Genomic DNA, 21,315 nt, shown 5'->3' on the forward strand with positions numbered 1-21,315 from the left:
GCAGAGATTGCTGCTCATGGGGGTTTAGTTGCTTTAACTATCCTAACACACTCATAAGATTAAAGATCGGTAAGTACATCGCAACCACAAGCCCGCCAACGACAGTGCCTAAAAACACGATGATCAGTGGCTCTAGAATCTTGCCCAAATTGTCGACGGTGTTGTCGACTTCAAACTCGTAAATCGAGGCTACTTTATTGAGCATATCATCAAGGTTTCCTGACTCTTCACCGATCATCACCATCTGTAACACCATTTCAGGGAAGGCGTTGGTATTGCGCATTGCGATATACATTGGCATGCCAGCAGCAGTTTCTCGGTGAACCTCGATGATGGCCGACTCATAATGCAGGTTGCCTGCGGTTTTGGCTGTTGTTTTAAGGCTGGTTAAGATGGGAATCCCAGAACTGAAACTGGTTGAAAGTGTTCGGCTGAACTTTGCAATCGATGCCTTGGTGATGACAGCACCCAAGATAGGAAAGCGTAAGCCAAGGCGACTGGTTGAAAGTCGAATCGAGTAGGATCGCTGACGCAGCTGCTGAAAAGACAGAATTAATAAACCAATACCGATGGCACTATAGAAACTATAAGCCTGCATCCAATGGGAAAGATAAAGCACTTGCTGGGTGAACCAAGGTAAGTCTGCTCCGAAACCAGAAAACATTGATTCAAATTCAGGAATTACCATGGTCAGCATTAAGTAGGAAACGGTAAGGGCGACCGCTACAACCATTGCTGGGTAGATGAGAGCCTTTATAACCTTGGATTTTAGTTGCTCACTCTTTTCACGATAGGTCGCCAAGCGTTCAAATACTTTTGCAAGGTTGCCGGAGAGTTCGCCTGTCGCGACCAAGTCTGTATAGAGGTCATCAAAGTGGCGGCTTGCGGTTCGCATCGCTTTTGAGATTGGCGTTCCGGCTTCTACACCTTTGCAGATATGCGATAGAATCGATTTCATTTCTGCTTTGCGGTGATTGTCTGACACTAGCTTGATGGCTTGCACGATCGGCACACCAGTTGCCAACATGGTAGCCAGTTGTCGAGTCAAAATAGTGATATCTTTGGCTTTGACTCGATGAGTTAAACGAGTGATTGCTGAGATACTTTTCTTTTTGATTTTCTTAATCTGAATATGCTGCTCTTTGAGCTTTTCTCGTACTTCTAATTCGGCGAGTGCCAAGGTTTGCCCTGACACCTTTTTGCCTGAGCTATTGATGCCTTTCCAGTGGTAGTTTTTTAATTGTGACTGAAGTTTGGTCGTCATGAGCGCTCCGATGAATTATAGATACAGAACACGTTGCAGTTCTTGATAACTGGTCGTGCCTTCAAGCAACTTATCGATACCGGACTCTTGCAGTGTTCTCATGCCTTCTCTACGCGCGATGTCTTCAATCTCTAACGCGTTAGGTTTATTGATCAGGCTATTTTTTAGTTTGTCGGTGAACGGCATCACTTCGTAGATGCCCACTCGACCGGAGTAACCCTGATTACACTCATTGCACCCTTTAGGGTTGGCTTTGTAGAGTGTTTGATTGTTAGGAATAGAGTGACGCAGAAATATGTCCGGCGATTTGTCAGCTGCTTTACAGTGGTTGCAGAGTCGCCTTGCCAGTCGCTGCGCGATAATTAAGCTTAATGACGAAGCGAGGTTAAAGGGCTCAATCCCCATGTGGGCGAGTCGGGTGACGGTTTCTGCTGCTGAGTTGGTGTGTAATGTTGAAAGTACTAAATGTCCGGTTTGCGACGCTTTGATCGCGATCTCTGCAGTTTCTAGATCTCGGATCTCACCGAGCATCACCACATCAGGATCTTGTCGTAAAAACGATCGCAATGCTTCGGCAAACCCAAAACCGATCTTTGGTGTCACCTGAACTTGATTAATACCATGCAGATTGATCTCCACAGGGTCTTCAGCCGCTGAGATATTTCGCTCAGTGGTGTTAAGCATGCGAAGTCCAGTGTAAAGAGAGACCGTTTTGCCACTGCCTGTGGGCCCTGTCATTAAGATCATCCCTTGCGGGCGTTTTAGGGCATTGAGATAGAGCGCTTTTTGATCCTCGCTGTAACCTAATTTATCGATATCTAAATTGGCTGCGCTGCTGTCTAGAAGACGCAGTACGATCTTTTCTCCCCACAATGTCGGTAGAGTCGACACACGCATATCGATCGCCAGCTCGTCGTTCAAACGCAGCTTAATACGGCCGTCTTGAGGTAAGCGACGTTCAGCGATATCAAGTTTGGCGAGAATCTTTAAACGAGCGGATAACCGACGGCTTAAATGAGACGCGGGCTGTTGGACCTCAACAAGAATGCCATCGCAACGCAGACGCACTCGGTAGTTTTCTTCATAAGGTTCGAAGTGGATGTCTGATGCGCCTTTACGCACCGCATCCACTAATATTTGGTTTATAAAACGGCTAACAGGGGAGTCGTCTTTGCTGAGGTTTTCAATTGACGTCATTTCATCGTCAGACACTTCAACCAGATTAGCCAGTTCGTCTTGGGTGATCTCTTTGCGCCTGGAGTCTTGCCCGGAAATAGAGCGACCATACAGTTTTCGTATTGCGCCTTCTAATTCTGAATAGTTAGCGACAACGAGTTCTATCTGCAATCCAGTCGCGAATCTAAAATCGTCTTCAGCTTGCAAGTCGGTTGGATCGGCAGAGGCGAGCGTGAGAGTAGAGTTAGAGAGGACAACTGGGATAGCACGATACTTAGTGATCAATTCACGAAGTCCCAATTGGTCACACAAGGATTCATAGTCAGTCTTGGCCAACTGGACTAACGGTAAACCGAAGATGGCCTGAATGTTATGTGCGAGGCTATCGCCGTTGAATAAGCCCAAAGTGAGCAAAGCTTCAGGCGTAGACCCACCAGAAGCTTGAACCTGCTCTGTAACAGCTTGTTCTTGAGTCAGGCTAAGCAAGTTAGCCTGACGGAGAACGGTTGGGAGGTTGGTGAGCATTGACTTACCCAGCTGTTAATGTGGCTTTAAATTCACAGTTTTTCGGAATTACACTTGTATCATTTGCTGAACCAAAATCAACTTCACACGCCCAGTTGCCATTTGCATCTCTTACTAATTGAATTGTTTTATTCTGAAGGTATGAGCTAACACCAGCATTATTGAACTTGTGTATAGCATAACCTTTTGGGGCTGTCGCGGAAGCTGTGAATGCAATTGTTCCTGACGTTACAATTGGAACACCTAAACTTGCATCTCCTCCTGATGTGGCTGTTAATGCTGGAAAAGCTCCTGTAGTTGCAAGGTCGGTTTCTACATTACTTTTTAGAGCTGCAATTGTTACCAATGCCGATGCTGCTTCACTTTTAGCAACATATTTTTGATATTGAGGAACTGCAATCGCGGCCAATACTCCAATCACGGCTACCACGATCATCAATTCAATCAGCGTAAAACCTTTCTGATTCGTTCTTCTATTTTTGTTATTCATTGTTCTATTCCATTGTTTAGTTTGTTTCAGCGCAAGCACTGGTTGATGGAAAGAATAGAAGTCGGAATGGGGAAGTGGAATTGTGTTTAGGTGTGGCCGCGAGTGGTTTTGTATTTATTAGTGTGGTGTTTCATATAGTGCGCAAATTTATGCGATCAACTTAAATAACTGCTTGAAATACTGACAATTAAGGCAATAAAAAAGGCACTGTTATTAACAGTGCCTTCAGCGATAACTTATTTATTATTCAGTAAATTACGCTTTGAATCTCATTGATAGATCCATTGCTTTCAGGTGCTTAGTTAGTGCACCTACCGAGATGTAATCAACACCCGTTTCAGCAAATTCTGCGATGGTGTCTAGTGTCACGTTACCAGAGTTTTCTAGTGCAGCACGACCCGCGTTAATCTTAACTGCTTCACGCATCATGTCCGTAGTGAAGTTGTCTAGCATGATGATGTCTGCGCCAGCGTTGATAGCTTGCTCTAGCTCTTCTAGGCTCTCAGTTTCCACTTCTACAGGCTTACCCGGGTTTAGCTCTTTTGCTGTTGAAATAGCTTTTTCAATACCGCCACATGCGATGATGTGGTTTTCTTTAATTAGGTAGGCATCGAAAACACCGATACGGTGGTTGAAACCGCCACCACAAGCCACCGCGTATTTCAGTGCGCTGCGTAGGCCAGGAATCGTTTTACGTGTATCTAACAAGCGGCATTCGGTGTGTTTGATTTTGTCTGCGTAGATAGCCGTCGTAGTCGCACAACCAGATAGCGTTTGAATGAAATTCATTGCATTGCGCTCACCCGTTAATAGCGCGCGTGCTGGGCCAGTTAGCGTGCAAAGCGTTTGGTTTGGTTCAACCTTGTCGCCATCTTCTACATTCCACTCGATAGTCACTTCACCGCCCAATTGCTTAAACACTTCATCAGCCCAAGCTTTACCACAGAACACGCCGTGCTCACGGGTAATGATGGTTGCACTGTTGATTGCGTCTGCAGGGATTAGACTTGCCGTAATATCAGCCGCTGGATCTAACGTACCACCTAGATCTTCTTTGATAGTCTCGGCTACTGCACGAGTGATCTCTAGAGGCAGTTGCTCTTTTAAGTAGTCAAGGCGTTGGTGGCTGTTATGTGTGTTTTTCATCGCAAATCTAATCTTGAAAGGGAGTGGGAATGGAATGATACTCTTGCTTAACTTCAAATTAAAGAGGCTAGCGCGACTGCTCTATGGGCAAGGTCACATCTTATTGTGCTAGCAGAAAAGAAAGTGAGACCAAGATGACGATCAGCTCCAACGGATGGTACGACAACGCTCGGCATGTTCCTTCTCCGTATTTTGATGCTCGACCGAGTGCCGACGATATCTCTCTGCTGGTGGTTCACAACATTAGCTTGCCTCCGGGTCAATTTGGTGGGCCTTACATAGAACTGTTTTTTACGGGCAAACTCGACCCGAAGGAACACCCGTTTTTTAAGGTGATTCACCAAATGGGCGTGTCGGCGCACTGTTTGATTCGTCGCGATGGGGAAGTGGTGCAGTTCGTTTCTTTCTTAGACCGAGCTTGGCATGCGGGTCAATCGAGCTTCGCTGGCCGTGAAAGATGTAATGACTACTCTATTGGCATTGAACTGGAAGGCAGTGACTTTGTTGCTTATACCGAGCAGCAATACCAATCTTTGGCTCAATTAACGGAGACATTGGTGTCGAACTTCCCGCAGATTACGCGTCAGCGTATCACTGGCCATCAATACATCGCTCCGCTACGAAAGACTGACCCCGGTTTGGTTTTTGATTGGAAGAAATATCAAGGCCAACTGAGTTTCTAAATCCGAATTCACAACAAGACTCTGCTCATTGAAGGGCTCTAGATAATCAACGATGAGCATAATTGTTTGTGAATTTTTGTTGTGCTTTTGTAAAGGAAGTGGTCGGACGGGGAGCATCAATAAATCGAGAGTGTGACGAGCTTATCAAACACTCATTTATTAAAACTTATGAACAGAATTTCCACCCTAAATGTGCGTTTGGTTCGATTTTTAAACGAGTGACACTAATCTTTCTGAAACAATTCATTTTTATCCTGAAACTTTCTAGCACGAACACTCCCCAAAAGTATTACCCCTGTAAATGGTAAGACCAATTTGGTTGCTGTTTTAAATTTCATTTGTTAAATCATGGTTAATTCACGCTGTATTCTATGATGCAGGTCAATTTTAGGCTGGACAGTGGCGTTTTAATTATGTTAATTTCTGCCCAACTTAAAATTGGTATTACCAATTGTCAGCGAAGAAAAAGAAGAACAACAAACTATGGCTTATCAAAGGATTCGTCAGCCAAAACTCTCCGATGTTATCGAACAAGAGTTAGAAAGGTTGATAGTGGAAGGAACACTGGCTCCAGGGCAGCAGCTGCCGCCTGAGCGCGAACTGGCGAAACAGTTCGATGTGTCTCGTCCTTCGATCCGAGAAGCGATACAACGTTTAGAAGCAAAACGCTTGCTTACTCGCCGTCAAGGTGGAGGTACGTTTGTTAGCGAAAATATCTGGAAAAGCTTTTCAGATCCTTTGCTTAATTTGTTGTCGTCCCATTCTGAAACCCAACTAGACTTGTTGGAATCGCGTCATGCGATGGAAGGGATTTCGGCTTACTTCGCGGCATTGCGTGGCACTGATGAAGACTTTGCTCGAATTCAAGCCTGCCAAGAAAAAATTCACGGCGCGCAAGAAAAGGGTGATATTGAAGCCGAATCTGCAGCGGTGATGGCTTTTCTTATTGCTTTAACAGAGGCAGCGCACAATGTGGTGTTATTGCACATTGTTCGTAGCTTGGCTCCGTTACTCGAACAAAACGTCTTAGAGAATTTAAAGCTGTTGCATCGTCGTAAAGACGTTGTGGAGAAAGTGAGTATACATCGAGCTAACATTGTGGATGCGATCGTTTCAGGACAGCCAGAACAGGCACGTGAAATGTCACACTCTCATTTAGCTTACATCGAAGAAACATTGATGGATTTGACCAAAGAAGAGTCGCGCCGCGAACGTTCTTTACGTCGAATTCAACAGGGTAAATAGCCGTAATACTTCGGCTATTTACGTGTTTAGTAGAATCCAACTAACAAAAAGGATAGATCGCCATGTCTGACATGAAGCATGACGTTGATGCTCTGGAAACTCAAGATTGGTTAGAAGCTCTTGAGTCAGTAGTACGTGAAGAAGGTGTAGAACGTGCACAGTTTTTACTAGAACAAGTTCTAGATAAAGCGCGTTTAGATGGTGTTGATATGGCTACAGGCATCAACACAAACTACATCAACACAATTCCAGCAGCACAAGAGCCAGCTTACCCTGGTGACGTAACTCTTGAGCGTCGTATTCGTTCGATTATTCGCTGGAACGCAATCATGATTGTATTGCGTGCTTCTAAGAAAGACCTAGACCTTGGTGGTCACATGGCTTCTTACCAGTCAGCTGCAGCGTTCTACGAAGTATGTTTCAACCACTTCTTCCGTGCTCCAAATGAGACGGACGGTGGCGATCTAGTTTACTACCAAGGTCACATCTCTCCAGGTATCTACTCTCGTGCATTCGTTGAAGGTCGTCTAACTGAAGAACAGCTAGATAACTTCCGTCAAGAAGTTGATGGTAAAGGTATCCCTTCTTACCCGCACCCGAAACTGATGCCTGAGTTCTGGCAGTTCCCGACAGTATCTATGGGTCTTGGCCCTATCTCTGCTATCTACCAAGCGCGCTTCCTTAAGTACCTTGACGGCCGTGGCCTGAAAGAAACTTCAGCGCAACGCGTATACGCGTTCCTAGGTGACGGTGAGATGGATGAGCCAGAATCACGTGGTGCTATCTCTTTCGCTGCGCGTGAGAAGCTAGACAACCTATGTTTCCTAATCAACTGTAACCTACAGCGTCTAGACGGCCCTGTAATGGGTAACGGTAGCATCATCCAAGAACTTGAAGGCCTATTCAAAGGTGCAGGTTGGAACGTTGTTAAAGTTATCTGGGGTAGCAACTGGGATTCTCTACTAGCTAAAGACACTACTGGTAAGCTTCTTCAACTAATGAACGAAACTATCGATGGTGACTACCAAACATTCAAATCTAAAGATGGCGCATACGTACGTGAGCACTTCTTTGGTAAGTACCCAGAAACAGCTGCACTAGTTGCAGATATGACTGATGACGAAATCTTCGCTCTTAAGCGTGGTGGTCACGATTCTTCTAAACTGTTTGCTGCATTCAACAATGCTAAAGAGACAAACGGTAAGCCAACTGTAATCCTAGCTAAGACAGTTAAAGGTTACGGCATGGGTGATGCAGCTGAAGGTAAGAACATTGCACACGGTGTTAAGAAAATGGACATGACTCATGTTCAACACCTACGTGATCGCCTAGGCCTAGAAGACATCCTTTCAGATGAGAAGATCGCTGAACTTCCTTACCTGAAATTGGAAGAAGGTACGCCTGAGTACGAATACATGCACGCTCGTCGTAACGCTCTACACGGTTACACACCTGCACGTCTTCCTAAGTTTACTCAAGAGTTCAAGGTTCCTGAGCTAGACGCATTCGCACCTCTACTAGGTGAACAGAAGCGTGATATCTCTACAACTATGGCTTATGTACGTACGCTAAACATCCTTCTTAAAGATAAGAACATTGGTAAGAACATCGTTCCTATCATCTGTGATGAAGCTCGTACATTCGGTATGGAAGGTCTATTCCGTCAGGTTGGTATCTACAACCCACACGGTCAAGAATACACACCTGAAGATAAAGGCATCGTTTCTTACTACAAAGAAGCAACGTCTGGTCAAGTTCTTCAAGAAGGTATCAACGAACTAGGTTCTATGGCTTCATGGGTTGCTGCTGCAACTTCATACAGCACAAACGATCTACCGATGATCCCGTTCTACATCTACTACTCAATGTTCGGTTTCCAACGTATTGGTGACATGGCATGGCTAGCAGGCGACCAACAAGCTCGTGGCTTCCTACTAGGTGCTACTGCAGGTCGTACAACACTGAACGGTGAAGGTCTACAGCACGAAGATGGTCACTCGCACATCCAAGCGAACACTATCCCTAACTGTATCTCTTACGACCCAACGTTCGCTTACGAGCTAGCGGTAATCATGCAAGACGGTATCCGTCGCATGTACGGTCCTGAGCAAGAGAACGTTTACTACTACCTAACAGTAATGAACGAGAACTACGCAATGCCAGCAATGCCAGAAGGCGCTGAAGAAGGCATCCGTAAAGGTATCTACAAGCTTGAATCTCACGCTGGTGCTAAGGGCAAAGTTCAACTAATGAGCTCTGGTACTATCATGAACGAAGCGCGTAAAGCGGCTGAAATTCTAAGCGAAGAGTACGGCGTAGCATCTGACGTATTCTCTGTAACGTCGTTCAACGAACTAACTCGTGACGGCCAAGCGGTAGAGCGTGACAACATGCTTCACCCAGAAGCTGAAGAGAAAGTACCGTACATCACGACTGTTCTTGGTAAAGAACCTGCAATCGCAGTGACTGACTACATGAAGAACTACGCTGAGCAAGTACGTGCGTACATGCCAACTGAGTCTTACAAAGTACTTGGTACAGATGGTTTCGGCCGCTCTGACAGCCGTGCAAACCTACGTCGTCACTTCGAAGTTAACGCTGGCTACATCGTAGTTGCAGCTCTAACTGAACTGGCTAAACGTGGTGACATCGAGAAATCTGTAGTTGTTGAAGCAATTGCTAAATTCGATATCGACACTGAAAAAACTAACCCGCAATACGCATAAGACTGGCATTAAGGTAGGTAAATACAATGACAATCGAAATTAATGTACCAGACATCGGTGCTGACGAGGTTGAAGTAACTGAGATTCTTGTAAACGTTGGCGACAAGGTTGAAGAAGAGCAGTCACTGATCACTGTTGAAGGCGACAAAGCTTCAATGGAAGTTCCTGCGTCTCAAGCGGGTATCGTTAAAGAAATCAAAGTAGCGGAAGGCGATTCTGTTTCTACTGGTTCTCTTATCATGATCTTTGAAGAGGCAGGCTCTCCTGCGGAAGGTGCTGCAGCAGCACCGGCTGCTCCAGCAGTTGAAGCGGCGGCACCAGTTGCAGCTGCTCCTGCAACGGCAGCTGAGCTTAAAGAAGTTCACGTTCCTGACATCGGCGGTGATGAAGTTGAAGTAACTGAAATCATGGTTGCTATCGGTGACGCAGTAGAAGAAGAGCAATCTCTTCTTACTGTTGAAGGTGACAAGGCTTCAATGGAAGTTCCTGCACCATTCGCTGGTATCGTTAAAGAAATCAAGATCGCTTCTGGTGACTCAGTATCGACTGGTTCTCTAGTAATGATTTTCTCTGTAGAAACAGGTGAAGTAGCGGGCTCTGGCGCTCCAGTTGCAGCAGCTCCTGCTCCAGCGGCGGCACCAGTTGCAGCGGCTCCAGCAGCATCAGCTGAAAAAGAAGTAAACGTTCCTGATATCGGTGGTGACGAAGTAGAAGTTACTGAAATCATGGTAGCGGTTGGCGATACAGTAGAAGAAGAGCAATCTCTAATTACTGTTGAAGGCGACAAAGCTTCAATGGAAGTTCCTGCACCATTCGCTGGTACAGTAAAAGAGATTAAGATTGCAGCTGGCGACAAAGTGTCAACTGGCTCTCTAATCATGACTTTCGTCGTGGCCGGCACTCCGGTTGAAGGCGCAGCGCCTGCTCCTGTTGCAGCACCTGCACAAGCAGCAGCTCCAGCGGCGGCACCTGCTCCTAAAGCAGAAGCACCTGCAGCGGCTCCAGCAGCTGGCGACTTCCAAGAGAACGGTGACTACGCGCACGCTTCTCCAGTAGTTCGTCGTCTAGCTCGTGAATTTGGCGTTAACCTTTCTAAGGTTAAAGGTACTGGTCGTAAGAGCCGTATCCTTAAAGAAGACGTTCAGTCTTACGTTAAAGATGCACTTAAGCGTCTTGAGTCTGGTGCAGCGGCATCTGGCAAAGGCGGCGATGGTTCTGCTCTTGGTCTACTACCATGGCCAAAAGTTGACTTCAGCAAGTTCGGCGAAACTGAAGTTCAGAAACTTTCTAAGATCAAGAAAATTTCTGGCGCAAACCTACACCGTAACTGGGTAATGATCCCTCACGTTACACAGTGGGATAACGCTGACATCACTGAGCTAGAAGCATTCCGTAAAGAACAGAACGCAATCGAAGCGAAGAAAGACACTGGCATGAAGATCACTCCACTTGTGTTCATCATGAAAGCTGTTGCTAAAGCGCTAGAAGCATTCCCAGCGTTTAACTCTTCTCTTTCTGAAGATGGCGAAAGCATCATTCTTAAGAAGTACGTAAACGTGGGTATCGCTGTTGATACACCAAACGGTCTAGTTGTTCCTGTCTTCAAAGACGTGAACAAGAAAGGCATTTACGAGCTATCTGAAGAGCTAATGGCTGTTTCTAAGAAAGCACGTTCTGGTAAGCTAACAGCGGCAGACATGCAAGGCGGTTGTTTCACAATCTCTAGCCTTGGTGGTATTGGCGGCACTGCATTTACTCCAATCGTAAATGCTCCAGAAGTAGGTATCCTAGGTGTATCTAAGTCTGAAATTAAGCCAGTTTGGAATGGTAAAGAGTTCCAACCACGTCTACAGCTTCCACTGTCTCTATCATACGACCACCGTGTGATCGATGGTGCTGAAGGTGCACGCTTCATTACTTTCCTAAACAGCGCACTATCTGACATTCGTCGTCTAGTACTGTAATTGAGAAAGTAATTATTAAGGTGACTTTCGGGTCACCTTAATTCTTTATATAAAGACTATTTTTAGAGAACAGTTTCCTGCATTTCTCATAATCTGATGGGGAATTGTTGTCTAGCTCACAGGCTAACTTAAAGCTACTTTCACACTGTTAACATCTCTGTAAAATGTTTCCTGTTTGAAAGCCCAATAATTTTAAGAACATCTACTCAGCCTGTTAGGGATAATGACTACAAGAGGTCACAATGAGCAAAGAAATTAAAGCCCAAGTTGTTGTACTTGGTTCAGGTCCTGCTGGTTACTCAGCGGCATTCCGTTGTGCGGATTTAGGTCTAGAAACAGTACTAGTTGAACGTTACAGCACTCTTGGTGGTGTATGTCTAAACGTTGGTTGTATTCCATCAAAAGCACTTCTTCACGTTTCTAAAGTAATCGAAGAAGCTAAAGCGATGGCAGAGCACGGCGTTGTATTCGGCGAGCCACAAACGGACATCAACAAGATCCGTATCTGGAAAGAAAAAGTAGTTGATCAACTAACTGGCGGTCTTGGCGGTATGGCTAAGATGCGTAACGTTACTGTTGTTAACGGTTTCGGTAAGTTCACTGGTCCTAACAGCATTCTTGTTGAAGGCGAAGGCGAAGCAACAACTGTTAACTTCGACAACGCAATCATTGCTGCGGGTTCTCGCCCAATCAAACTTCCTTTCATCCCACATGAAGACCCACGTATTTGGGATTCTACGGATGCACTAGAACTAAACGAAGTACCTGAAAAACTGCTTATCATGGGCGGCGGTATCATCGGTCTTGAGATGGGTACGGTTTACCACTCTCTAGGTTCTAAAGTTGAAGTTGTAGAGATGTTCGATCAAGTTATCCCTGCTGCGGATAAAGACATCGTTAAAGTTTTCACTAAGCGCATTAAGAACAAGTTCAAGCTAATGCTTGAAACTAAAGTGACTGCTGTTGAAGCAAAAGAAGACGGTATCTACGTTTCAATGGAAGGCAAAAAAGCACCAGCTGAAGCTGAACGCTACGATGCTGTTCTTGTTGCTATCGGTCGTGTTCCAAACGGTGCACTTATCGACGCTGAAAAAGCGGGTATCGAAGTTGATGAGCGTGGTTTCATCAATGTTGATAAGCAAATGCGTACTAACGTTCCTCACATCCACGCGATCGGTGATGTTGTTGGTCAACCAATGCTTGCTCACAAAGGTGTGCATGAAGGTCACGTAGCTGCTGAAGTTATCTCTGGTAAGAAGCACTACTTCGACCCTAAAGTAATCCCATCAATTGCGTACACTGAGCCAGAAGTTGCTTGGGTAGGTAAGACTGAGAAAGAAGCGAAAGCTGAAGGCATCAATTACGAAGTTGCTACTTTCCCTTGGGCTGCTTCTGGTCGTGCAATCGCTTCTGACTGTGCAGACGGCGTGACTAAGATGATCTTCGATAAAGATACTCATCGCGTAATCGGTGGTGCTGTTGTTGGTACTAACGGTGGTGAACTTCTTGGCGAAATCGGCCTAGCGATCGAAATGGGTTGTGATGCAGAAGATATCGCACTTACTATCCACGCTCACCCAACTCTACACGAGTCTGTTGGTCTAGCTGCGGAAGTATTCGAAGGTTCAATCACTGACCTTCCAAATAAGAAAGCAGTGAAAAAGAAAAAGTAAATACTCTTCATACTTGAAGCCGCAGCGTTGTTAACTGCGTAAGTTCACCCTAATCACATAGTAAATCTATGCTCATAGGGCTGAACTTCAGTCACTTAACAAAGAAAGGGTCGCCTAGCTGCAACTCCAATTATTTTGAGTATATCTAGATTATAAAAGCCGCTGATTCGTCAGCGGTTTTTTTATATCTGAAGAACAGATAGTCGTCATGCCTGTAAGAGATCCCCAACTCGTTCGTCCCTCGTTCTTGAGGATGACGGAGTGAGGTGTTGAACTTTGTGATTGGGTTATTTTTGAATGTGAGAGAGTTGCAGATCACTATGTGCGTCATTCCCTAGACTGACGAAGGAGGGAGTAGGGAATCTTTTTAAACCAATAGCCCTCTATCGGTAACAAAAAAGGATTGACGCAATACGCCAATCCCTAAGTTTTTTTCGAAGACCGAATTTCAAATCTATTTATAAATGCACAGCATGTTCAAATAGCTATCCGTTAAGCTTGAAAGCTCTTCTGGCGTTTCTACACGTTTCGCTTGGATGAATAGCGAGTAGCAAATGCCGTGGAATAGATTCGCTAGATGTTTAGGGTCGTGATCGTCACAGACTTCGCCGCGTTCAATCGCTTTGCTAAACATGTTTTGTACTAACATTTGGTTAGTGCGGTTGGTGGTTACGAATAGCGGCCATATTTCATCACGAGTCGAAGCGCTCCATTCGAACCATACATTTAACCAATGGCTATCTTGAGCCACTAACGTCACCATTTCAGTCGCAATATTATGTAGGTTTTGTTTTGCGTGAATATCCAGATCGATATTGTCTGAAAGGAAGTTAGAGAATTGGCGTACAACGTGATTTAGTACTTCATCAACCAGATCTTCACGGGTTGGGAAGTAGTTAAATACCGTTGCGACAGACACCTGAGCGATGTCTGCAATATCAGCGTGTCCACCACGACCGATGCCGCGGCGAGAGAATACCTCAAGAGCGATTTCCATCAATTGAAGTTTTCTTTTTAAAGGTGAAAGCCTAGTTCTAGGTCTCTTAGATATTGAGTCCATTTTATTTTCCTTGCCAACGAAATTTTTATATTAATGATTTTATTATTATTTAAGCCAAGATGAGTGTAATGGTGCATATGCGAATGGTCAATCCTTTCAGCTTGTTTTATAGACAGTTACATCAAACTTGATACATAAAGCGTGATCAGCATTGATGTGAAAGGAGACGAGTATTGGATAAGGCACCAGCGCACATTTCGTGGAGAATCTGACAGTAAATTCGAACCATAAGGTGGTGTGGGTATTTGAGCAGTGCTAGACTTACGCACAAAATTGAGCGACACAACTGACGAAACTGTCAACATTCGTCGCAATCACCAAATAGAATGAGAGCAGTATGAAGCATACAGTTGAAGTCATGATCTCTGAGCAAGAAGTTCAGGATCGAGTGAACGAACTAGGCAAACAGATCACGGAACACTACAACGGTAGTGAAGATCTAGTTTTAGTTGGCTTATTGCGTGGATCTTTTGTCTTTATGGCAGATCTTGCTCGTGCTATCGATTTAACTCACCAAGTTGATTTCATGACCGCGTCTAGCTACGGCAACGGCATGGAAAGCTCACGTGATGTTCGTATTTTGAAAGATCTTGATGATGATATCCAAGGTAAAGACGTTCTACTTGTAGAGGATATTATCGATACAGGTAACACGCTGACTAAAGTAAAAGAGATTCTGAGCCTACGTGGTCCTAAGTCTATCGAAATTTGTACGCTATTAGACAAGCCTTCTCGCCGTGAAGTGACTGTCGATACAAAATGGATTGGTTTTGAGATCCCAGACGAGTTTGTTGTTGGTGTTGGTATCGACTACGCACAAAAATATCGTCACCTACCGTACATCGGTAAGGTAGTACCTCAAGAGTAATCATTACGCTTGTGGTTTAGAAGTCATTAAAAAGCCCGCTTGATGCGGGCTTTTTGTATATATGACGGAATGGGTTAGCTTTGTTGACTAAGAAGAGGCGTCGTTAAGATCTTGTTTAATGCATCTAAGTGACTGTTCTCTAAAGTATCGTTACTTGAGCAACGTACGCCAAGGTCCTGTAGCTTGCCATCGCCAATACCATAAACCACACCATGGATTTCAACGTCTTGGCCACGCTCCCACGCATTTTGCATAATGGTTGAGTTACCTAGGTTATAAACCTGTTCTGCGACGTTAATTTCGCATAACTTGTCACCCCATTGTTCACGAGGAAGCCCCTCGATTTGCTTGCGGTATTTTAGGTAATTGTCACGGATGTGCAGTAACCAGTTGTTGATAAGACCAAGTTTAGGGTTATCAATCGCCGCGTTAACACCGCCACAACCGTAGTGACCACAGACAATAATGTGTTTCACTTTAAGCACATCTACTGCGTACTGAACAACAGATAGACAGTTTAGGTCTGTATGAACCACTTGGTTGGCCACGTTTCGGTGAACAAACAGTTCTCCAGAATATAAGCCAGTCAGGCGCTCGGCTGGAACTCGGCTATCTGAACAACCTATCCATAGAAAACCAGGGCTTTGACCCTCTTCAAGCGTTGTAAAATACTCAGGTCTTTCAGAGCGAATTTCTTCAGACCATTTGGAATTGTTCTCAAAAAGCTGTTTTATTTCTGGCATCTTGCTTCTTACATCCCTCAATTAAGATGCTTAACTATACACAATGTTACAAATTCAATCTCGTAAAAACTGCGTCAAAATGTACTCATCTGACGTGTTCTAGTACGAAAAATCATAAACTTAGCCCACTATCAATAATCCGGTTATAAGACATGAATAATGTGATTGAATTAACACTTTCTGAACACTTGATACATTTGCTAAAGTGATAAGGTTTGTCATTTCATCATCAGGAAGGTGTGTTTTGTTTGGAAGTCGTTTTACGGATATCAATCTCAAAGGGGATATGTTTGGCGGTGTAACTACAGCCATCATCTCGTTACCTTTAGCATTGGCATTTGGTGTTGCTTCTGGCGCGGGAGCTGAAGCTGGCTTGTGGGGCGCCATTATGGTTGGCCTATTTGCAGCATTGTTTGGCGGTTCGAGTAGTTTGATTTCTGAACCTACCGGCCCGATGACGGTGATCATGACTGCCGTAATGACGAGTATGGTTGCTAAATATCCTGAAACGGGTATGGCAATGACCTTTACTGTCGTGATGATGGCCGGTGCATTCCAGATATTACTTGGTACGTTAAAGCTAGGAAAATACGTCACTTTGATGCCATATAGCGTGATCTCCGGATTCATGTCGGGCATTGGCGTTATTCTGATTATCTTGCAGCTGTCTCCATTGTTAGGGCATGCCGCTCCATCCGGTGGTGTAATGGGCACGCTCTCTGCTTTACCTGATACGCTAGCAAACTTAAAAGTGAGTGAGCTATTTCTAGGTGCTCTGACACTCGGTATTCTTTTTGGCTTCCCCGCTAAGTATCGTAAGTATGTGCCTGCTCAACTGGTCGCGTTAGTGGCTGTAACGCTCTTGTCCGTCATTATTTTTGATACCGACTCTATTCGCCGTATTGGTGAAATCCCAGCTGGTTTACCTTCCCTCGTTATCCCTACGATCAGCGCTGAACAGTTTACTACTATGGTTATCGATGCCTTGGTGCTTGGTACATTAGGTTGTATTGATACGCTTTTGACCGCGGTTATCGGAGATTCATTGACTCGTAAAGAGCATGACTCAGACAAAGAGCTTCGTGGCCAAGGCATTGCCAATATGATCTCTGGCCTGTTTGGTGCACTACCTGGCGCGGGTGCCACTATGGGGACTGTAACCAATATTCAGGTGGGAGCGCGTTCTCCGCTTTCAGGTGTTATTCGAGCTTTAGTACTTGCGCTCGTGGTATTGGTTGCAGGTGGTTTAACAGAACCGATTCCTATGGCAGTGCTGGCTGGTATCGCGATGTATGTTGGTTTCAATATCCTAGATTGGAGCTTTATCCAGCGCGCGCACAAGGTTAGCTATGCCGGCATGGGCGTGATGTACGGCGTGATGCTATTGACTGTGTTTGTTGACTTGATTATTGCCGTTGGACTGGGTGTGTTTATCTCGAATATTCTGATTATTGAAAGATTAAGCCGAGAGCAAGCCAGACAAGTTAAGGCGATCAGTGATGGTGATGATGAAGACGATATCCCATTGACTGATAGCGAACGTCAGTTACTCGATAGTGCCAATGGTAAGGTGCTATTCTTCTACCTATCAGGGCCGATGATATTCAGCGTTTCAAAGGCGATTTCACGTCAGCACTCAAGTATCTCTGACTATGAAGCGATGATTCTAGACCTGACAGATGTACCTATGATTGATGTCACTGTTGGCCTAGCGCTAGAGAATGCGATTAAAGATGCATTGGATGCGCAGTGTGAGGTGTATCTGCTGTGTCCTAATGAGAATACTCGTCAACAACTAGAGAAGTTCCACGTGATTGACCTAGTACCTGAATCCAACACTTATCGATTCAGATATGAAGCCCTGACGGCAGCAACAAGCTATGTCGACAGAGATGAGCATCAATTTGAGTCAGTTTAATTTTTCAGTAATAAGCTGATATGAATGACCTGATATGAATAAGCCATAGACGCTCACTTCAAGACTGATCATTAATGCCGTTAAGTGAATCACTTAGCGGCATTTTTATATTTATTGAACGTTGATTTAGTCTTCACGTAGCCAAGACGCTTATTTGTTTTCGAAAGAAACTCTCACACGATATTTGTATTAATCGTCAATCAACGATAAACTTGTTTGCAAAATGGCCGAGTTAACAAGTTTGGGTTAGTTTTCTGCTAGCTCGTTTTAAGCATTACTCTCTTCCTCAAGCTCGGTCGTCTACATCTTATCTATAGCAAATGGCAGTCTATCTCTATGTATGCATTAGAAATTGAGCAATTAAGAAAAACTTATGCTGGGGGCTTCGAGGCTCTTAAGGGCGTTAGTTTACAAGTAGAAAAAGGCGACTTTTACGCACTACTTGGTCCCAATGGTGCGGGTAAATCAACCACCATTGGTGTTATCTCTTCACTGGTAAATAAAACGTCAGGCAAGGTTAAAGTGTTCGGCTACGACATTGATACCGATCTGGAATTGGCGAAGCAGAACTTAGGCCTTGTGCCTCAAGAGTTTAACTTTAACCCGTTTGAAACCGTTGAACAGATCGTGCTGCAACAAGCGGGTTATTACGGCGTGCCAAAAGCATTAGCGAAAGAGCGAGCGAAAAAGTACCTATCTCAACTCGATCTGTGGGAAAAGCGTGGCGAACGCGCGCGTAACTTGTCTGGTGGTATGAAGCGTCGTTTGATGATCGCGCGTGCATTGATGCATGAACCTCATTTGTTGATCCTTGATGAACCGACAGCAGGCGTTGATATTGAACTACGTCGTTCAATGTGGGAATTCCTAAAAGAGATCAATGAGAAGCAGGGCATTACCATTATCTTGACCACGCACTACCTAGAAGAAGCAGAAATGCTGTGTCGCAACATTGGTATCATCAATCGCGGTGAGCTGATTGAGAACACAACAATGAAAGCGCTGTTGGGCAAATTGAGTGCTGAGACCTTTATTCTGGATCTGGAAGAGGGCACGACTGAACCTAAGCTTGAAGGCGTGAATAGCCAAGTGATGGTCAATGGCTCGCTAGAAATCGAAATCGACAAGAACCTAGGTTTGAATACCATCTTTGCTCAATTGAGCGAGCAACAGGTTAAAGTCCTCTCTATGCGTAACAAAGCAAACCGTCTAGAAGAGCTATTTGTGAGTATCGTCCGTGAGGGGAGTAAATAATATGTACAGCCTATATTGGACCGCTTTCTGCAGTTTGTTGACCAAAGAGATCAATCGCTTTACTCGTATCTGGGTGCAGACTCTAGTGCCGCCAGCGATTACCATGACGCTTTACTTCATCATCTTCGGTAACCTGATTGGTGCGCGTATTGGTGAAATGAACGGCTTTAGCTACATGGAATACATTGTTCCCGGTCTGATCATGATGTCGGTGATCACCAACTCATATTCCAACGTTGCTTCATCGTTCTTTAGTGCCAAGTTCCAGAAGAACATTGAAGAGCTGCTTGTAGCGCCTGTTCCTAACTACGTGATTATCGCCGGCTTCGTAATGGGTGGTGTGGTTCGTGGCTTGTTAGTGGGTACCATAGTAACCTTCGTGTCGTTGTTCTTTGTCGACTTACAAGTTGACCATTGGGGCGTGATCATTGCGACGGTATTTTTAACGTCGGTAGTATTCGCTTTGGGTGGCTTGATTAACGCGGTATTCGCACGCACGTTTGATGATATCTCTATTATCCCAACCTTTATCTTAACGCCGCTGACGTACCTTGGTGGTGTGTTCTACTCGATCAGTCTATTGCCTGAATTCTGGCAAGGTGTATCGAAGTTGAACCCTATCGTGTACATGGTTAACGCGTTCAGATATGGCTTCTTGGGTGTGTCTGATGTGGGGATCGTGACGTCGTTTGGTGTATTGGGTGTGTTTATCGTAGCGCTGTATGGCGTTGCACACTATCTAGTGACTAAGGGGATTGGCTTACGTAGCTAACCTTTGGTTAATCTAAGTAACAGGTAAAGAAAAAGGTCGATATAACATCGACCTTTTTTATGTTTTGCGTTTGGTGTTTTTGTTTTGCGTTAAGAGCAGAAGCCGACTATTCAGCCGTTTCTTCTTTTAATTCTTCTTTTGTTTCCGTAACCAAATCTAGAACTTGGTTATCGATAAGACGCGTCTTACCTAGGAAAGCTGACATCAGAATCACAGCTTGAGTCGTTTCTGACGTGATCGCTTGCAGCGTTTTCGCATCACAGATAAAGATCTCATCTGGTTGTAAGTCAGCTGCGCGTAGCTGGTCAGTTGCATCTTCAATCACTGACGCGTAATCATCGCGACCACCACGAATAGCGCTGCTGATCCAACGCATAGTGCGCGCTAGAACTGGAGCTCGTTGACGCTCGTCAATCGTTAGGTTGCTATTGCGAGAGCTCATTGCCAAGCCATCCATTTCACGAACGGTCGCTACGCCGACAACTTCAATGTCTAACGCTAAATCTGTTGTCATCTGGCGAATAACAGCAAGTTGCTGAAAGTCTTTTTCACCGAAGCATGCAAAGTTTGGCTGAACGATATTAAACAGTTTAGCGACAATCGTTGATACGCCGCGGAAGTGACCTGGACGAGACGCGCCTTCAAGCATGTGAGATATGCCAGGGACCTCAACAAACGTCTGCTTGTCTAATCCATCTGGGTACATCACCTCTGGCGTTGGTGTAAATACTAGCTCAACACCTTCACCTGTTAGTTTGCTTAAATCTGCTTCTAACGTTCGAGGGTAGTTGTTTAGGTCGTCTGCACGGTCAAACTGCATTGGGTTTACAAAGATGCTTACCACAACGATGTCGGCCAGTTCACGAGCTTTCTTTACCAGAGTCAGGTGGCCTTCATGCAGGTTTCCCATTGTCGGTACAAAAGCAACCGTACGTCCATCACGCTTAAACTGTTTAATCTGCTCACGAAGAGCTGCTATTTCAGCAAAAGTTTGCATACTTACTCCTAAGCGATTGTATGAGCTTCATCAGGGAAGCGCGCGCTCTCTACTTCTTCTTTGTATAGAGCTACTGCCTTACGCATATCACCTGTTTCTGCTAGGAAGTTCTTAGAGAACTTCGGCATGTAGTTCGCAGAAATACCGAACATGTCATGCATAACCAAGATCTGACCATCGGTAACATTACCTGCGCCGATACCGATAACCGGTACGTCACAAGCTTCTGTAATTCGTTTTGCCAATGAAGCTGGCACACATTCAAGTAGAACGATTTGAGCGCCTGCGTTTTGCAGTGCTAACGCGTCAGCAACCATTTTGTCGGCTTGCTCGTCGTCACGACCTTGAATCTTGTAACCACCAAAGATGTTCACAGATTGAGGCGTTAAGCCTAAGTGCGCACATACTGGTACTGCGCGTTCTGTTAGCATTTTCACAGTATCAACCAACCAGCTTCCGCCTTCGATTTTTACCATGTTCGCGCCAGCACGCATCAAGGTAGCTGCGCTCTCACAAGCTTGTTCTGGCGTTGCGTAGCTCATGAAAGGCATGTCAGCCATAAGAAGACAGTTCGGGCTACCAGCACGCACTGAGCGAGTATGGTAAGCAATGTCTTCAACGGTTACTGGTAATGTATCGTTATGGCCTTGTAAAACCATACCCAGTGAATCACCGACAAGCAGAACTGGCATTTCTTGGCTTTCGAATAATTGAGCAAAGCTCGCATCATAAGCTGTCGAAGTCGCAAATTTACGGCCTTCACGTTTGCATTTGATCAGGTCGTTAATGGTTACTTTTTTCATTGGTTTTC

General features: G+C 44.9%; 17 protein-coding genes. 9 read left to right on the forward strand and 8 right to left on the reverse strand.

Translation table 11 applies throughout. The annotated features are described in order from the left end of the window. Positions 1-37: 37 nt before the first annotated feature. From AB6D06_RS16590 to nadC, 4 genes are all read right to left on the reverse strand, one after another. Positions 38-1,264 carry a type II secretion system F family protein gene (locus tag AB6D06_RS16590; protein WP_372100022.1) on the reverse strand — a complete coding sequence of 409 codons (1,227 nt, stop codon included), beginning with the start codon at positions 1,262-1,264 and terminating at the stop codon, positions 38-40. Positions 1,265-1,279: 15 nt separating this feature from the next. Next, on the reverse strand, positions 1,280-2,965 hold the full coding sequence (gene pilB, locus AB6D06_RS16595; protein ID WP_372100020.1) for a type IV-A pilus assembly ATPase PilB: 1,686 nt from the start codon (positions 2,963-2,965) through the stop codon (positions 1,280-1,282). 4 nt (positions 2,966-2,969) lie between these two features. Beyond that, positions 2,970-3,455 carry a pilin gene (locus AB6D06_RS16600; RefSeq protein WP_372111079.1) on the reverse strand — a complete coding sequence of 162 codons (486 nt, stop codon included), beginning with the start codon at positions 3,453-3,455 and terminating at the stop codon, positions 2,970-2,972. Positions 3,456-3,710: 255 nt separating this feature from the next. After that, positions 3,711-4,601, reverse strand: a complete 891-nt coding sequence (nadC, locus tag AB6D06_RS16605; protein ID WP_016790034.1) for a carboxylating nicotinate-nucleotide diphosphorylase — start codon at positions 4,599-4,601, stop codon at positions 3,711-3,713. An 83-nt stretch (positions 4,602-4,684) separates the two neighbouring features. Between nadC and ampD the strand changes: the two genes are divergently transcribed. The 5 genes from ampD to lpdA all read left to right on the forward strand — a co-directional run bounded on the left by ampD (position 4,685) and on the right by lpdA (position 12,892). After that, complete coding sequence (gene ampD / locus AB6D06_RS16610; RefSeq protein ID WP_229647631.1) at positions 4,685-5,284, forward strand: 1,6-anhydro-N-acetylmuramyl-L-alanine amidase AmpD; 600 nt, start codon at positions 4,685-4,687, stop codon at positions 5,282-5,284. A 483-nt stretch (positions 5,285-5,767) separates the two neighbouring features. Next, positions 5,768-6,529, forward strand: coding sequence for a pyruvate dehydrogenase complex transcriptional repressor PdhR (pdhR, locus tag AB6D06_RS16615; RefSeq protein ID WP_136973772.1), 762 nt, complete (start codon positions 5,768-5,770; stop codon positions 6,527-6,529). Between the two features lie 62 nt (positions 6,530-6,591). Continuing rightward, a complete protein-coding gene (gene aceE / locus AB6D06_RS16620; protein WP_017059442.1) occupies positions 6,592-9,255 on the forward strand; it encodes a pyruvate dehydrogenase (acetyl-transferring), homodimeric type in 2,664 nt (887 codons plus the stop codon). A 26-nt stretch (positions 9,256-9,281) separates the two neighbouring features. Then, positions 9,282-11,219 (forward strand): pyruvate dehydrogenase complex dihydrolipoyllysine-residue acetyltransferase, encoded by a 1,938-nt coding sequence (gene aceF / locus AB6D06_RS16625; RefSeq protein ID WP_372100010.1) that lies wholly within the window; start codon positions 9,282-9,284, stop codon positions 11,217-11,219. Positions 11,220-11,461: 242 nt separating this feature from the next. Beyond that, complete coding sequence (lpdA, locus tag AB6D06_RS16630) at positions 11,462-12,892, forward strand: dihydrolipoyl dehydrogenase (protein WP_017059440.1); 1,431 nt, start codon at positions 11,462-11,464, stop codon at positions 12,890-12,892. A 454-nt stretch (positions 12,893-13,346) separates the two neighbouring features. On the opposite strand, the gene AB6D06_RS16635 is transcribed toward lpdA, so the two are convergent. Next, on the reverse strand, positions 13,347-13,952 hold the full coding sequence (locus AB6D06_RS16635) for a LuxR/HapR/OpaR family quorum-sensing transcriptional regulator (protein ID WP_032549310.1): 606 nt from the start codon (positions 13,950-13,952) through the stop codon (positions 13,347-13,349). Between the two features lie 337 nt (positions 13,953-14,289). Between AB6D06_RS16635 and hpt the strand changes: the two genes are divergently transcribed. Beyond that, complete coding sequence (gene hpt, locus AB6D06_RS16640) at positions 14,290-14,820, forward strand: hypoxanthine phosphoribosyltransferase (RefSeq protein WP_017059438.1); 531 nt, start codon at positions 14,290-14,292, stop codon at positions 14,818-14,820. Between the two features lie 74 nt (positions 14,821-14,894). On the opposite strand, the gene can is transcribed toward hpt, so the two are convergent. After that, positions 14,895-15,563 (reverse strand): carbonate dehydratase, encoded by a 669-nt coding sequence (gene can / locus AB6D06_RS16645; protein ID WP_017063246.1) that lies wholly within the window; start codon positions 15,561-15,563, stop codon positions 14,895-14,897. Positions 15,564-15,849: 286 nt separating this feature from the next. Here can and AB6D06_RS16650 point away from each other — a divergent pair, with 286 nt between their 5' ends. From AB6D06_RS16650 to AB6D06_RS16660, 3 genes are all read left to right on the forward strand, one after another. Continuing rightward, a complete protein-coding gene (locus tag AB6D06_RS16650) occupies positions 15,850-17,481 on the forward strand; it encodes a SulP family inorganic anion transporter (RefSeq protein WP_017063247.1) in 1,632 nt (543 codons plus the stop codon). Positions 17,482-17,817: 336 nt separating this feature from the next. After that, a complete protein-coding gene (locus tag AB6D06_RS16655) occupies positions 17,818-18,735 on the forward strand; it encodes an ABC transporter ATP-binding protein (protein ID WP_017059435.1) in 918 nt (305 codons plus the stop codon). 1 nt (position 18,736) lies between these two features. After that, positions 18,737-19,507: an ABC transporter permease gene (locus tag AB6D06_RS16660; RefSeq protein ID WP_004735456.1), complete on the forward strand. Its 771-nt coding sequence runs from the start codon at positions 18,737-18,739 to the stop codon at positions 19,505-19,507. A gap of 106 nt (positions 19,508-19,613) precedes the next feature. Here AB6D06_RS16660 and panC read toward each other — a convergent pair whose 3' ends face one another. After that, the gene (panC, locus tag AB6D06_RS16665; protein WP_372100007.1) at positions 19,614-20,504 is read right to left on the reverse strand and encodes a pantoate--beta-alanine ligase; all 891 of its coding nucleotides are present in this window, start codon (positions 20,502-20,504) and stop codon (positions 19,614-19,616) included. 8 nt (positions 20,505-20,512) lie between these two features. Beyond that, the gene (gene panB / locus AB6D06_RS16670; protein WP_017059433.1) at positions 20,513-21,307 is read right to left on the reverse strand and encodes a 3-methyl-2-oxobutanoate hydroxymethyltransferase; all 795 of its coding nucleotides are present in this window, start codon (positions 21,305-21,307) and stop codon (positions 20,513-20,515) included. Positions 21,308-21,315: the final 8 nt, after the last annotated feature.

This window comes from Vibrio sp. 10N.239.311.G01 (assembly GCF_041465805.1).
In the GTDB taxonomy this organism is placed as follows: domain Bacteria; phylum Pseudomonadota; class Gammaproteobacteria; order Enterobacterales; family Vibrionaceae; genus Vibrio; species Vibrio crassostreae_C.

Excerpts from the sequence above, each read along its gene's own strand:
- AB6D06_RS16590 (WP_372100022.1), bottom strand. The coding sequence starts at position 1,264 with ATGACGACCAAACTTCAGTCACAATTAAAAAACTACCACTGGAAAGGC.
- AB6D06_RS16660 (WP_004735456.1), top strand. The coding sequence starts at position 18,737 with ATGTACAGCCTATATTGGACCGCTTTCTGCAGTTTGTTGACCAAAGAG.
- pilB (WP_372100020.1), bottom strand. The coding sequence starts at position 2,965 with ATGCTCACCAACCTCCCAACCGTTCTCCGTCAGGCTAACTTGCTTAGC.
- AB6D06_RS16655 (WP_017059435.1), top strand. The coding sequence starts at position 17,818 with ATGTATGCATTAGAAATTGAGCAATTAAGAAAAACTTATGCTGGGGGC.
- lpdA (WP_017059440.1), top strand. The coding sequence starts at position 11,462 with ATGAGCAAAGAAATTAAAGCCCAAGTTGTTGTACTTGGTTCAGGTCCT.
- aceE (WP_017059442.1), top strand. The coding sequence starts at position 6,592 with ATGTCTGACATGAAGCATGACGTTGATGCTCTGGAAACTCAAGATTGG.
- panB (WP_017059433.1), bottom strand. The coding sequence starts at position 21,307 with ATGAAAAAAGTAACCATTAACGACCTGATCAAATGCAAACGTGAAGGC.
- pdhR (WP_136973772.1), top strand. The coding sequence starts at position 5,768 with ATGGCTTATCAAAGGATTCGTCAGCCAAAACTCTCCGATGTTATCGAA.
- aceF (WP_372100010.1), top strand. The coding sequence starts at position 9,282 with ATGACAATCGAAATTAATGTACCAGACATCGGTGCTGACGAGGTTGAA.
- nadC (WP_016790034.1), bottom strand. The coding sequence starts at position 4,601 with ATGAAAAACACACATAACAGCCACCAACGCCTTGACTACTTAAAAGAG.
- AB6D06_RS16600 (WP_372111079.1), bottom strand. The coding sequence starts at position 3,455 with ATGAATAACAAAAATAGAAGAACGAATCAGAAAGGTTTTACGCTGATT.
- hpt (WP_017059438.1), top strand. The coding sequence starts at position 14,290 with ATGAAGCATACAGTTGAAGTCATGATCTCTGAGCAAGAAGTTCAGGAT.
- AB6D06_RS16650 (WP_017063247.1), top strand. The coding sequence starts at position 15,850 with ATGTTTGGCGGTGTAACTACAGCCATCATCTCGTTACCTTTAGCATTG.
- AB6D06_RS16635 (WP_032549310.1), bottom strand. The coding sequence starts at position 13,952 with ATGGACTCAATATCTAAGAGACCTAGAACTAGGCTTTCACCTTTAAAA.
- can (WP_017063246.1), bottom strand. The coding sequence starts at position 15,563 with ATGCCAGAAATAAAACAGCTTTTTGAGAACAATTCCAAATGGTCTGAA.
- ampD (WP_229647631.1), top strand. The coding sequence starts at position 4,685 with ATGGGCAAGGTCACATCTTATTGTGCTAGCAGAAAAGAAAGTGAGACC.
- panC (WP_372100007.1), bottom strand. The coding sequence starts at position 20,504 with ATGCAAACTTTTGCTGAAATAGCAGCTCTTCGTGAGCAGATTAAACAG.